The 13,454-nt window shown below is 43.7% G+C and carries 16 protein-coding genes; 7 read left to right on the forward strand and 9 right to left on the reverse strand.

Features of this window, described 5'->3' with window-relative positions; all coding sequences use genetic code 11:
* Positions 1-2 precede the first annotated feature (2 nt).
* On the forward strand, positions 3-641 hold the full coding sequence (gene pxpB / locus ACEQZT_RS07100) for a 5-oxoprolinase subunit PxpB (protein ID WP_370088649.1): 639 nt from the start codon (positions 3-5) through the stop codon (positions 639-641).
* Positions 629-1,462, forward strand: a complete 834-nt coding sequence (locus ACEQZT_RS07105; protein WP_370088651.1) for a biotin-dependent carboxyltransferase family protein — start codon at positions 629-631, stop codon at positions 1,460-1,462. The genes pxpB and ACEQZT_RS07105 overlap by 13 nt, the downstream gene beginning before the upstream one ends.
* On the opposite strand, the gene ACEQZT_RS07110 is transcribed toward ACEQZT_RS07105, so the two are convergent.
* The 9 genes from ACEQZT_RS07110 to ACEQZT_RS07150 all read right to left on the reverse strand — a co-directional run bounded on the left by ACEQZT_RS07110 (position 1,459) and on the right by ACEQZT_RS07150 (position 8,496).
* Positions 1,459-1,830 (reverse strand): hypothetical protein, encoded by a 372-nt coding sequence (locus ACEQZT_RS07110; protein WP_370088652.1) that lies wholly within the window; start codon positions 1,828-1,830, stop codon positions 1,459-1,461. The two genes, ACEQZT_RS07105 and ACEQZT_RS07110, sit on opposite strands and share 4 nt — an antisense overlap.
* Positions 1,831-1,868: 38 nt before the next feature.
* The gene (locus ACEQZT_RS07115; protein WP_370088654.1) at positions 1,869-2,759 is read right to left on the reverse strand and encodes a RimK family alpha-L-glutamate ligase; all 891 of its coding nucleotides are present in this window, start codon (positions 2,757-2,759) and stop codon (positions 1,869-1,871) included.
* Positions 2,752-3,654, reverse strand: coding sequence for an NAD(P)-dependent oxidoreductase (locus ACEQZT_RS07120; protein ID WP_370088656.1), 903 nt, complete (start codon positions 3,652-3,654; stop codon positions 2,752-2,754). Before ACEQZT_RS07120 ends, ACEQZT_RS07115 begins: the two co-directional genes overlap by 8 nt.
* A complete protein-coding gene (locus tag ACEQZT_RS07125; protein WP_372530141.1) occupies positions 3,654-4,502 on the reverse strand; it encodes a peptidylprolyl isomerase in 849 nt (282 codons plus the stop codon). Before ACEQZT_RS07125 ends, ACEQZT_RS07120 begins: the two co-directional genes overlap by 1 nt.
* Before the next feature lie 17 nt (positions 4,503-4,519).
* Positions 4,520-5,449, reverse strand: a complete 930-nt coding sequence (gene hemC / locus ACEQZT_RS07130; RefSeq protein WP_370088660.1) for a hydroxymethylbilane synthase — start codon at positions 5,447-5,449, stop codon at positions 4,520-4,522.
* Entirely contained in the window at positions 5,449-5,871 is a 423-nt protein-coding gene (locus tag ACEQZT_RS07135) for an ATP-dependent zinc protease (protein ID WP_370088662.1), read from the reverse strand. Before ACEQZT_RS07135 ends, hemC begins: the two co-directional genes overlap by 1 nt.
* Positions 5,864-6,979, reverse strand: a complete 1,116-nt coding sequence (locus tag ACEQZT_RS07140) for an ATP-binding protein (RefSeq protein WP_370088664.1) — start codon at positions 6,977-6,979, stop codon at positions 5,864-5,866. The genes ACEQZT_RS07135 and ACEQZT_RS07140 overlap by 8 nt, the downstream gene beginning before the upstream one ends.
* 1 nt (position 6,980) lies before the next feature.
* A complete protein-coding gene (locus tag ACEQZT_RS07145; protein ID WP_370088666.1) occupies positions 6,981-8,162 on the reverse strand; it encodes a GlmU family protein in 1,182 nt (393 codons plus the stop codon).
* Positions 8,163-8,250: 88 nt separating this feature from the next.
* Positions 8,251-8,496 (reverse strand): type B 50S ribosomal protein L31, encoded by a 246-nt coding sequence (locus ACEQZT_RS07150; RefSeq protein ID WP_089355172.1) that lies wholly within the window; start codon positions 8,494-8,496, stop codon positions 8,251-8,253.
* A 97-nt stretch (positions 8,497-8,593) separates the two neighbouring features.
* Between ACEQZT_RS07150 and ACEQZT_RS07155 the strand changes: the two genes are divergently transcribed.
* From ACEQZT_RS07155 to tpx, 5 genes are all read left to right on the forward strand, one after another.
* Positions 8,594-10,234, forward strand: a complete 1,641-nt coding sequence (locus ACEQZT_RS07155) for a hypothetical protein (protein WP_370088668.1) — start codon at positions 8,594-8,596, stop codon at positions 10,232-10,234.
* Between the two features lie 116 nt (positions 10,235-10,350).
* Complete coding sequence (locus ACEQZT_RS07160) at positions 10,351-10,710, forward strand: hypothetical protein (protein WP_370088670.1); 360 nt, start codon at positions 10,351-10,353, stop codon at positions 10,708-10,710.
* Between the two features lie 80 nt (positions 10,711-10,790).
* Positions 10,791-12,329 (forward strand): YifB family Mg chelatase-like AAA ATPase, encoded by a 1,539-nt coding sequence (locus ACEQZT_RS07165; protein ID WP_370088672.1) that lies wholly within the window; start codon positions 10,791-10,793, stop codon positions 12,327-12,329.
* A gap of 13 nt (positions 12,330-12,342) precedes the next feature.
* On the forward strand, positions 12,343-12,915 hold the full coding sequence (locus tag ACEQZT_RS07170; RefSeq protein ID WP_370088674.1) for a 5-formyltetrahydrofolate cyclo-ligase: 573 nt from the start codon (positions 12,343-12,345) through the stop codon (positions 12,913-12,915).
* Positions 12,908-13,408 carry a thiol peroxidase gene (gene tpx, locus ACEQZT_RS07175; protein ID WP_370088676.1) on the forward strand — a complete coding sequence of 167 codons (501 nt, stop codon included), beginning with the start codon at positions 12,908-12,910 and terminating at the stop codon, positions 13,406-13,408. The genes ACEQZT_RS07170 and tpx overlap by 8 nt, the downstream gene beginning before the upstream one ends.
* Positions 13,409-13,454 lie beyond the last annotated feature (46 nt).

Below are 13,454 nucleotides of genomic sequence, written 5' to 3' on the forward strand. Positions count from 1 at the left end.
AGGTGTCGCTCCTTGACGAGCAGGTGGTTTTGCTTGAATGCCCTGTCCATACGCCGATCGAACGAATACACGGAAGTACCCATCTCATCGAGCAAATACTTTCAGATCATTTGGAGGATATCGTACCAGCCTATCATTCAATCGCCATCTTCAGCAAGCTTAGTATTGAATACATATGTGCATCCCTCGACGGAAAAAATGAGAGCAAAGAAGAAATAGCGAGCAGTAAGCGAATAGTGAAGCTGCCTATATGCTATGAGCTGGGAATGGATCTTGAAAGAGTGTCAACATCTGCAAATCTATCTGAGGATCAGGTGATCGAATTGCATTTGAAGGGAACCTATCGCTCCTTGTTTATAGGGTTTACACCCGGCTTTATTTATGCGGACGGATTAGATGAAAAGCTAGCCTGTGTACGATTAGAAAATCCAAGAAATCAAATTCCGGCAGGCTCGGTAGGAATTGGGGGAAACCAGACGGGAATCTATTCTTTGGCTAGTCCTGGAGGGTGGAACATTATCGGGCGGACGCCTGAGAAGATTTTTGATCCAAAGAACAAACCGCCTATGCTTATCGATGTGGGGACGTCATATCAGTTTTATCGAATCAGCAAAGCAGAGTTTGAGGCATGGGAAAGCTGAAAGTCATAAAATCAGGACCCATGTCCACCATTCAGGATCTTGGTCGGTTCGGTTATCGACGATACGGTATTCCCCAATCCGGAGCGATGGATAAGGAGCTCATGGGTTTTGCAAATCAACTGGTGGGTAATCCGGATCATTATCCCGTGGTGGAATTTGCCATACTTGGGATGAAGCTGGAGGCTGTTGAGAAAACTTCTGTTTCTGTAGTAGGAGCGGATTTGAAAGTAAACGGCGACCCTATTAAAGATGCAGGCTTGGTCCTGAATCAAGGTGATGTTTTAGAAACCTCAGCTCCCGCAGGTGTTTACGGATATCTGGGCATTGGAGGAAAAATTGAAGCCCAGGAAGATTTTGGAAGTGTTTCCACATATGTGATGGCCGGGTTTGGTGGGATTGATGGGAGGCAGTTAAAAGCGGGAGATTTCCTTTGTTCAGATCTGGATCAAATGGAAATTCATACGACATCCTTCTCCGACAGGGAGGTTACACATCCGGTAAAAATCAGCATCATGAAAGGTCCGGAATGGCATGTATTGCGAGAACTTCCTGATACAAAGATTTTTCAAATAGATCCATCAAGCAACCGAATGGGCATTCGATTGACCGGTAGCCAGCTGGAAAATGACAGTCAGGAAATTGTCTCATCAGCTGTCGTTCCCGGAACTATTCAGCTGCCACCTAATGGTCAGCCGATTGTTCTCATGAATGATTGCCAAACGACCGGAGGATACCCTCGGATTGGGAAAGTAGTGGAGGAGGATATGGGGAAGCTGGCACAAGTGAGGCCGGGAGAATCGATTTTTTTCAGCTTGATTTAATCTCCTTCGCTAATCAGGTATTCCATTGCCTGCTCTTTGGTATCAAACGGAACCACTCCTTTTGTTTTGCTTATGGCATTGTAGCCTTTGAGTAGCACTTTTTTCATGCCCGTTACTCCTATGGCGGCACTGGTGGTAGTCTTTTCTGCATATACGCGCATACGGGCAGCTTTGGAGGCTGCCATAAACTCACGACTTCCAAGTGCTTCCGTCAGATCCATGAAGACGCGGATGTGCTTTTCCGGCTGGGAGAGAATGTAATCAGCCAGCCGCTTTGCAGACTCGATCATCAGCTCTTTGGATTGAAAATCCTCATAGCTTACCGTGATGATCTTCTTGCCTTTGTACAAGGTTTGATCAATAGGCATGAGTAAAAGATACAAAAAAATTGGGAGAATAATGATTGCTACAAAAGCTTCCGAATCTCCTTCGCAAGCATCTCGGCAGCTTGTTCGTTTTTTCGAAACCACATCTCTGGCTCAACCAGCTCCAGTTCTGAAACGGCAGGATTACCATTATTGTCGTTCACAATATCCACGCGAGCATAGAGCGGAGTGTGCTCACAGGCGTTCACCGCAGCGATGGCCAGATCTATTTCTGCCCGTGTAGGTGTGTAATCCTCAACCGTTCCACCAAAATCATCCTGCACGCGGAAGTCACCAGGCTTGGCCACTTTGAGCACGGCATGTGTATACTTGCCACCGATGAGCATGAGCGAAAGTTCTCCACGGGTTAGCACGTCATCCTGAAAAGGCTGGAGCATCATGGTTTCGTCCTTGATCAGATAGGTAAATCGATCTTCATGCTCTGCTATGGTATCGGGAGCTAGTTTGAATGTATCTTTCGCAGCAGCAGATATGGCAGGCTTGAGAACGGTGTTTTTCCAGCCCAGTTCATCATGAATATTCTGGAGCGAACGTGGGTCTCCGGGCTCAATGAAGTGAGTCTCCACCACATTCACATCTTTATTTTTTAGGTCATCCAGGTAGTGTTTGTCCAGATTCCAGATGATAGTTTCATAGTCATTGACCAGCTTCGTCTTCATGGATACCTCCATCAGCCAGTCACTAAACTCTACAAACTTTTCGGCATAGTCCCAAGTGGTTCGGAAGAGGGCCATTTTGGTTTGTGACCAGTCAAAGGAAGTATCAGACCATGCTACCTTTTTAGTTTTCAGGTCAAGCTTAGCCAGAGCATCCATGACCAGCTGGTCTTCCTTCATCACATTGTTTACATATTCATTCCGTTTTTTTGGGTTGACGTACCGCTCGTCAGTCAGAATAACAACATCAAACATGGGCTAGTTGAGATTTTAATATGGCTAATCCTTCTTTAAAGCTAACAGGTTCATAACCTAATTCCCTCTTTGCCTTGTCTAAAATAAAGCCGGTCTTTGCCGGTCTTTTTGCGGGTTGAGTGAAAATGGAGCCATCCGCCTTTTCGATAAACGACTTGTCAAGATTGAAAAAATCAGCAGTTGCGATAGCCATATCGTAAGGGGTGAGAAGGTCTTTGCCTGAAATATGCCAGACTCCCTCTGCTCTTTTTTCAGCTATTAGTGCGCAACCTTTGGCTAAGTCTTCAGCAAGCGTTGGCGTGCGCCATTGATCATTCACCACTTTGATCAGCTTTTTCTCTTCCAGACTTTTCTTCACCCAAAGAATGATATTCGACCTGCTCATATCATGTACGATACCATAAACCAGCATGGTACGAACGATGGCGTGTTTCACATTACTGCTTTCCAAAAGCCTTTCTGAAGCGAGTTTGCTCTCGGCATACTTACTCAGCGGATTGGGCAGATCGTCTTCAACATAAGGGCCACTCTCACCATCAAAAATGAAATCAGTTGATAGCTGAATCAGAAAGCTCCCTGATGCCTCGCATGCTCCAATTAGATTTTCTACAGCGGTGACATTTAACGTCCAGCAGGTTTCAGGATCAAGCTCACACTGGTCCACGTGTGTCATGGCGGCAGTGTTGATGATCACATCTGGCTGATATTTAGATACAACATGGCTCACATCCTCTTTGGAAGTGACGTCCATTTGTGTATAGGTGTATCTGCCCGAAGCATTTCTATTTTCTCCCTTGCCGGTAGCAATTACCGAGATGCCATCCTGCTGATCATACAGCTGCACCAGTTTTTGACCAAGAAGTCCGTTTGCTCCGGTAATTAAAACGGTTTTCATTACTCAGGATAAGTATATCCGTACTTTTCAGTTACTTCCTTTTTCTTCATCTCTATCACCTCCATGGTTAGGTATATGGTTTCTACCGGGGTAGCTTGCTCACCGGACATAGGATTTCGCTTCGTTTTCACCTGAGCGATCTTGTCAATTACATCCAATCCATCTACTACTTTTCCAAAGACTGTATACTCACCATCCAAAGGTGTGTATCCGCCTATACCCTGATACGCTTCAGGATATTCAGAAACGTCAACACTTAGGTCGATTCCATACTTTTCTTCTACCAATCCTTTATTTGCAAGAGCCAGATCATTCATACCTTTACTGTCTCTCTGCTGAGCCAGTTCCTGAAATTGTTTCAATAAATCACTGTAAGCCGTATCCTGAAGAAGCTCACCCATTTTTTGGTTCAGCATGCGCACATCGGTCGCCATTGCTTCCCATGACATACCATCCACGATGTAAAACTGAGTAGAGGAAGACATTTTCTTTGGATTCATATTGTCGGGCTGGCGTGCTGCAGCCAAAGCCCCTTTCACATGGTACAGACCATCAACAATTTCTGCGGGCACTCGATCCTCTTCTTTTTCAGGAACGCCTTCTTTTTCGGCTACATTTCCTGCCTGAATCATGAAGTCTTGAATGACTCTGTGGAAAATGGTGCTGTCATATCTACCGGACTTGGCTAGCTCAAGAAAGTTTTTTTTGTGAAGAGGTGTTTCATCATAAAGAACCACAGTCATGTCACCGTATTCAGTTTTGATCTTGACCAGGTAGTCTTTGTTTTTATCACCACACGCTGAGATTGTTCCTATGATTATAAGTGAGAGTATTAGCTTTTTCATCATTTAATATTTGTTCAAACTTATTTCGAAATAACTGATTTTATGTCTTCAAGGACTTTCTTTCCACCGCTTTGGAGGATTTCATCAGCCAGAGATGTGCCTAATTGTTCCGGGTCAGATCCATGCATGGTGCGCTGAATCAGCTGCTTGCCGTCCAGGCTGGCGATACCGCCTTTGAGGGTAATTTGCCCATCCATTTCCATTTGTGCATGACCAAAAACAGGAATGCTGCAGCCTCCATCCATGCGTCTCAGGAAAGCCCGTTCTGTTAGAAGCATCTTTTCTGTAAGTGGGTGGTTTGTCGCCTTTTTGATTTTCTGGGCAATGTCTTTATCCAGATTTTCATGGATCTCAATAGCTACCGATCCCTGTCCTACGGGAGGCACAAACCGATCCGTATCGAACCAGTACCGAACCATATCGTCATACCCCATGCGTCTAACACCTGCATAGGCAAGCACTAACCCATCCATGATTCCGGACTTCATTTTTTCCAATCTTGTTTGAAGATTTCCACGGACGTCCACGGTAGTGATGTGTGGATAAAAATGCTTAAGCATGGCAATTCTACGCGTACTCGATGTGCCCAAAATGAGACTTGGATTATTCAGATCTATGTCTTTGTCAGAAACGATGACATCATCGGGCGATTCCCTTTCGCAAAAAGAAAGAACGCTAAATCCTTCTGGTAATTTGGACTGAAGATCCTTTGCACTGTGTACGGCAATATCAATCTGACCTCTTCGCAGCATCGTCTCTAGCTCCTCGGTAAACACCCCTTTGCTACCGATTTTCGATAGAGCTACGTGCTGTATTTTGTCTCCCTTTGTTTCAATCGGAACCAGCTGCGGTTGGAAACCTCCTGCATCGAGCAAATCAGCTACATAGTTTGCCTGCCACATAGCGAGCTTGCTTTTCCTCGTACCTATTTTAATGATTGGTCTCTCCATCAGCCGCCTGTCTTTTTTGAATATGAAAGATTCTTTTGTGTAACATCTACAATGAAATGAGAAAGCATTTTTCGCCCTATGAGTAGTGGATTTTTCATCTCGCTCCTATCAGTCAAAGAAATAGATGCCATGTAGTTTTTGCCATAGATTTTCATCCTGGTTTTGATTACATATCGTTTCTGAGCTTTTCCGTTGGAACTTTTCACAACTTTCTGAGTCCATTCTTTGGTGGCGTACTCCTGATAGCCGGTATCGGTATGTAGCGTGAAATAAAGCACGCCTTGCTCTTCATGCACTTTTTTGCAATGAAGAGAAGAACGATAAGCCCCCGTATCGATTTTGGCGTGGATGTCCTTTACTCCAAGATCAGGAAGATCAATCACGTCCAGTCGTCCGATTAACTGCTTTTCTTTTTTAGCCATTTAATACCCTGATGATATCAAGCGACAAATTTAAGTGAGTTATACGAGGGTTTGAATTTCGCTCCAAATGAATCAGTGCTTCGTTGGTCAGGGCATATGTCTTCTCCAGCCGACCCAGCCCCAGCTTATCTGCGAATTTTCCGATGAAGATTTTTTCTGAATCGCTTTGTACAGGGGGTGTTTGCCCGGAAGCATGCACCACTGCATTTCGCATTAGAGCTATGGCGTAGTTGAGGGTGTTCTTTTGTGCGGCTTTTCCTGATTTTGAAAAATCCTCACTTCGCTGAACCAATCCGGTCAGGTTTTTATTCCAACACTCCAGCATCCACTTTTGAAAGTCTTCGTATTCCTGCGATTCACCTGCGCTTGCCAGGTGTAGGCCTAGTCCAATTTTTCCTTCAGATAATTTAGCGGCCTGTTCAGCTTCCGGCTCATTTACCCCCTGTTCAATCAGATAATTTTTTACTTCTGCTTCGGTATTTGGCGGCACGTTTACCAGCTGTGTTCGGGAGGTAATGGTGGCCAGCAGGTTATCATAATTGTACGAAACAAGCAAATAAAGGGTCTTTTCAGGTGGCTCTTCCAATATTTTAAGAATGGCATTGGCTGAACTGGGATTCATCAACTCAGGAATCCATATTAGTAGAATTTTATAGCCCCCCTCCACGGATCGCATGCTGACATTTTTTAGCATCTGCCGGCTGTCTTCCCTGCTGATTAAGATGTTTTTATTCTCCTGACCATACTTTCGGGTCCAGGCTTCAAGGTCCCCAAAGGGAGACTCCATTACAAACTCTCTGAATCGTGGAATGGCATCAGCTAGTACTTTCTCGTACTTATTTTCCGCGGCGGATACTTTCGGAAAATGAAGGTGAATGTCAGGATGAACCAGTTTCTTAATCCGGACACAATTGGGACAGCTACCACAGCTATCGTCTTCGATTTTACTTTCACACATCAGGTAGGTGGCGTAGGCCAGTGCCATGGGGAGTACCGCTGTTCCAGGCCGACCGGCAAATAGCTGAGCATGCGCAACTTTTCCTCGTTTATGTGCCGAAACAAGTTGTTTTTTTAATTCCTGAAGGCCGGGTATTTCTGAAAACTGCATGTTATTTTTTCTCCCACACCCTGTTTTCGGATGTCATTTCAAAGATATGAGAAAGCATTGCTTTGTCTGCTTCGGTTAACTCTTTGTTGCGTCTTTGCATCACCAGCTCTGCGGTTTCGAATGCCTTTCTTGTTTGATACGTGCTGAATCCTGAAGCGCCACCCCATGCGAATGAAGGAATAATAGTTCGTGGAAATCCATCACCAAAAATATTGACGGATACTCCCACGGTTGTACCTGTGTTGAACATGGTATTGATGCCACATTTAGAATGATCTCCCATAATCAAACCACAAAATTGCAGGCCGGTATCTTTAAATCTGCCGGATGCAAAATTCCACATTTTCACATTCGCATAGTTGTTCTTCAGGTTGGAGTTGTTGGTATCTGCTCCGAGGTTGCACCACTCACCGAGAACCGAATTTCCCAGGAATCCCTCATGGCCTTTGTTGGAATAACCGAAAATAACCGAGTTGGAAACCTCGCCTCCAACTTTTGAATGTGGCCCAACAGTAGAGTCACCTTTGATCTTAGCCCCCATGTTTACCACGGATTGTTCACATAGAGCAAAAGGCCCCCTGATCAAAGCGCCTTCCTGAACTTCCGCATCTTTGCCGATGTAAATTGGGCCATTTTCGGCATTCAGCACTGCTGCCTTTACACTTGCGCCTTCTTCTAGAAAGATGTGATCCCCGTAAGTTTTGGTGTGAGGGTCATTCAGTGGTTGAGACTTTCGTCCCTTGGTGATTAGCTCATAATCTTTTTTTATCTCAGATCCATTCAGTCGGAAGATGTCCCATGGATGAACCACCAGGTCCAACTCACTTATTTCAATGACTTTTCGATTACCAGTTTCAAAAGGCTCACCAGGATCAAAAAATCCAGCGATCAGTTGATCGTTCCAGAGGATTGCCTCCTTTTCACCCAGCGAAAGAATGGCATCAACAAGTTCTCTGTTTGGCAACACATTTCCGAGAATAGTTAAGGTTTTATTCTCAGGTTTTGGAAACAGGCCTCTCAGGTAATCTTCAGATCGAAATGTAATTGAGCTAGCATTGAGCATTGTGCTCCACTTTTCATGTACTTTTAAAATACCAACTCTAACTTCAGCTACCGGGCGTGTGTAGCTCAGTGGGAGCATTTGTTTCCAGCTTTCTTCCGTATCTATGAAAGTGATTTGCATGAATCAAACTTAGCTTGTTTTGGCAAAAGGGCACAAAAAAAGTCTTCAGGCAAACCCGAAGACTTTCTAAAAATCTTTGAGAAGTAAATTACTTCTTCTTGTACTTCTTGTTGAATTTCTCCACTCGACCAGCAGTATCCAAGAAAATCTTCTTACCAGTGTAGAATGGGTGAGATGCAGAGCTAACCTCCACTTTAATTACAGGGTACTCATTTCCGTCTTCCCACTTGATCGTCTCCTTTGAAGTCATGGTAGACTTAGTAAGGAATTTGAATTCACTTGTGGTATCAAGAAAAACAACTTCTTTGTACTCCGGATGTATGTCTTTTTTCATCTTCTTCTGTGCTCTTTTCAAAAAGGATGGCAAAGATAGGTATTATTTTATCTTCTTCAAACCCATCTATTCAACTAAAATCGAATATGTTTGATTCATGAGAAAAATTTTCTGGATTCTTAGCCTTCTCACTACCAGCATTTTATGTGCGCAATCTACGGATTTTACACTAGGGCACCCAGTCTATCCGATTGTAGAAATGGAAGATATTCGATCGAATGATGGGTTTAACACTACTATGAAGCCCTTTTCCAGAATGGAGGTGTATGGTTTACTGGGGGAAAATATGAGTCCGTATACACGAAAGGAGCTTCGCGAGTATACCTCTGATTCTGCGAGATCCAGAATGCCAATTCTTGGTAGATTTTTTAAGTATCCGGCGGATCTTATTTACTATGAGGATGATAAACTGGATTTGCATGTAAATCCTGTGCTTCAGTTTTCTTATGGTAAGACCAATGATGCTCTGGGATCATCATATGTCAATAGTCGGGGTGCTGAGATACGAGGTAGGATTGATAAAAAGGTCGCCTTTTATACCATGCTTACGGAGAATCAGGCGAGGTATCCAGAGTATGTGAATGACGTGAGAGACAGCACGCTCGTGGTGCCTTATGAAGGATTTTGGAAGCAGTATGCAACCACAGGGGTTGATTTTTTTCGTGCGCAGGGGTACATTGATTTTGGATTTACGCAAAGCATATCTGCGCAGCTGGGTTTCGGAAAACATTTCGTGGGAAATGGAATACGATCGCTCATTCTCTCCGACTATGCAAATAACTATCCGTACCTGAGAATTAACACTACTACAAAAATCTTTGACTACACGAACATTTTCGCTGAGCAAATAGCAGGAGTGAGAGGAGGAACGTTTGGGCTGGAAGGTTCCGGTGGGTTTGAGAAGAAGTATATGGCTTTCCATCACTTGAATATGAAAATCAAACCCAATCTCCACATCGGACTGTTTGAGTCTGTGATGTATGGAGATTCTACCGGTGGCTTGAAGGTTGAGTATCTGAATCCAATTATATTCTACCGCGCGGTGGAACAGCAAAATGGGAGCGAGGACAATGCCCTGATTGGTTTGGATTTTAAGTGGAACATAAAGCAGCGAGTTTCCTTATACGGTCAGCTGGTGATTGATGAGATGATCATTGGAGAAGTGCTGGCCGGAGACGGTTGGTGGGGAAACAAGCAAGGTTTCCAACTGGGAGCAAAATATGTTGACCCATTTGGGGTAAAGGATCTGATGGTGCAAGGGGAGATAAACCGAGTGCGACCATATATGTATGCTCATGAGGATGGATTTACAAGCTATAGCCACTATAACCTTTCCTTAGCTCACCCACTTGGAGCAAACTTTACAGAGTATATAGGGCGAGCGAATTATCGGCTAAATGATCAATGGAGCTTTGAAGGAGTGCTGATGAAAGCTACTTATGGGAATGATATTGGTGATGTGAATTATGGACGGGATATTTTGAAGAACTATATATTTCGGATACCTAATGGAAGCGGAGGAAGTCAGGAGTTTGGGAATGAGCATTTGCAAGGGAATAAGACAAATTTGACTATGCTATTTTTCAGGACCAGCTATATGGCACGTCATAATTTATTTATCGATGCGGATATTACATTAAGGAATGAATCGGATAGCAATGGATTTATTGATACTTCTACTTCGGTGTTGGGTCTCTCCTTGCGATGGAATGTACCATCCCGAACTTATTTATTCTAAATAAGGTGAAATGATCAGTAGACGGTTATTAAAATCACCAGAAAACCATTGAAAAAATTAGCAACCAATAAAAGTTCAAAAGTTTCATAACTTTCAGCCCAGACTCAAAAGACTATATGCAAAGGTTTAAGCTTATCTTCCACATCGTTTATGTTGTCATCGCTCTTGTGATCATGTATTTCTCAGTGGATATTCTTATGAATACGGAGGAGTATCTGTCGAAAGTTAAGCTTTCGTCCTACATCAAGTTTCCCCGCTATGTCATGGGACTGTTTTTTTTCTTATCTATTTTGATGATCACAGAATATGTGATGCAGCAGCTGAAAATAAGAAGTATAAAGGGTGGAATAGAAGATCTGGAAGATGAGATCAAAGACCTGAAGGCAAAACTTTATGACAAGTCTCAGTCTGAAGAAGACTTTTCATTTGATGATGTAGATAAAGGGGACGAGGATGAAGATGATGACGAAGACTAATAAAATTTCATAACACGGAACCCCTTACCTTTTCGATACCTGCTTAATTAATATCTTTAGGCGAACTATTCTTAGTATCAATGCTCGCTAAAACCTATGGAAGCGCCGTTTATGGCGTGGATGCTTACAAAATCACTGTAGAAGTCAATGTTGGTCAAGGCACCAAATTCTTCATGGTTGGACTGCCTGATTCAGCAGTAAAGGAGAGTGAGCAGCGCGTAGAATCTGCCATTAAACATTTTGGTTATCGGATGCCCCGCCAAAAGGTGGTGGTAAACCTCGCTCCTGCAGATATTCGAAAAGAAGGCTCGGCTTATGATCTGCCCATAGCACTGGGTATTTTGAAAGCTTCTGAGCAGATCATAGCAGAAAACCTCGAAGAATATGTCATCATGGGCGAACTAGCCCTGGATGGAGAGCTACGGCCGATCAAAGGGGCCTTACCCATTGCGATTGAGGCGAGAAAAAATGGATTCAAAGGATTTATCCTTCCAAAAGAGAATGCTACTGAAGCGGCGATTGTAGATGGACTTGAAATTATCGGTGTGGAAACTATCAAGGAAGCCATTCTGCATTTGGAAGGCGAGGAGATAATTGCCCCACTACAGTATGACACCCGGGATGTTTTTTTTGCAGACCTGGATAATTACGCTTCAGACTTTTCTGACGTGCAGGGTCAGGAAAACATCAAACGTGCGATGGAGATTGCTGCGGCAGGAGGTCACAATGTAATCATGATTGGTCCTCCGGGCGCGGGTAAAACCATGTTGGCCAAACGGCTACCTTCCATCCTTCCGCCCCTCACTTTGCATGAAGCTTTGGAAACGACCAAGATCCATTCGGTAGCGGGCAAGTTGGGGACAGATGGTAAGCTAATCGCGCAGAGACCTTTCAGACAACCACATCACACAATTTCTGATGCGGCACTCGTAGGTGGAGGAGGCATCCCACAACCCGGGGAAATTTCGCTGGCTAATAATGGCGTTCTGTTTCTAGATGAGCTTCCTGAGTTTCAGCGATCAGTTTTAGAGGTGATGCGCCAGCCGTTGGAGGAGCGGAAGGTGACGATTTCCAGAGCAAAAATCTCACTGGACTATCCATCCAATTTTATGCTAATTGCCAGCATGAACCCATGCCCGTGTGGGTATTACAATCACCCGGAAAAGGAGTGTGTCTGTGCCCCGGGAGTCGTGCAGCGTTACCTCAACAAAATAAGTGGGCCATTACTTGACAGAATTGATTTGCATGTGGAGGTAACTCCTGTTTCGTTTGATCAGATGACGGAAAATCGGAAAACAGAATCCAGTGCGGAAATAAGAGATCGGGTGATTAAAGCTAGAGAAGTTCAGGCCATTCGCTTTAAAGATCAACCGGGAGTTTTCAATAATGCCATGATGAGTTCCAATATGGTGAAAGAAGTTTGTCAGATCAATGATGCTGGAAAAGCCCTACTCAAAACAGCAATGGAGCGATTGGGACTTTCAGCACGAGCCTACGATCGGATCTTACGCGTATCGAGAACCATCGCCGATCTTGCCGGGACTAACGATATAGCTATCGAACATTTGGCGGAAGCTATTCAATACAGGAGCCTTGATCGTGAAGGCTGGGCGGGGTAACTTTCCATAGCCAATGGAATCCCTATCCAAATCCCTGCTTCGTAAGATGATCTTGCAATATCGAAGATTGATTAAAGGGAGTGATTTCGCATGTAGAAATGAGCTTTTGATAGATCGGGTTAAACTTTTTCTTTCGAGAAAGAATATAAAGAAACTCCATACCTTCCTTGCGATGGAAAGAAATTGTGAGCCTGATATTTCACCTCTTTTTCCATGGCTAGCAGAAACCGGAGTAAAAGTCATCGTTTCAAAAACGAATTTTGAAATGTATGAAATGAGACATTTTTCTCTAACAGAATCTACCGCATTGGTGAAGAACAAATTTGGTATTCCGGAACCAACCAATTCCGAGGAAGCTTCGATTGAAAATCTTGACCTCATTTTTGTTCCATTGCTTCTATGTGATAAAGAGGGCTTTCGCATTGGATATGGAGGTGGTTATTATGATCGGCTACTTTCTGAAACAAAAGCACTTAAAGTGGGGTTATCTTTGTCTCCTCCTGCGGATATTATTTTGCAGAGGGAGGAATGGGATATTCCATTAGATTACTTAATTACACCTTTTAAAACCTACAACTATGGCTAAAATTACTTTGGGAGGAACGGAAACAAACACTATCGGAGATCTGCCTGCGGTAGGAAGTGCAGCCCCAGATTTCACACTTGTGAGCAAGGATATGCAGGAAAAAACGCTCGCGAGCTACCATGGACAAAAAGTGATTCTCAATATCTATCCAAGTATTGATACAGGCGTGTGTGCTATGTCTACCAAAAAATTTAATCAGGAGGCCTCCAAGCTTGAGAATACACGAATTGTTTGTGTTTCCAAAGACCTGCCATTTGCTCTAAAGAGGTATTGTGATGCTGAAGGAATAGATAACCTGGATAACCTTACGAACTTCAGAGACGGAGGTAGCTTCGGAAAGAATTACGGTGTTGAAATTTTTGATGGGGCTTTCAAAGGATTGAATGCAAGAGCCATAGTGGTTGTGAACGAGCAAGGTATAGTGCAATACACAGAGTTGGTTCCTGAAGTGGGTCAGGAGCCTGATTATGAGAAGGCCTTGGCGGCCATTTAACAGGCAAAAGCAACCATTCCACAACATTCTGCATTAAGTGTTTGTT

The organism is Ekhidna sp. (assembly GCF_964218185.1).
In the GTDB taxonomy this organism is placed as follows: Bacteria; Bacteroidota; Bacteroidia; order Cytophagales; family Cyclobacteriaceae; genus Ekhidna.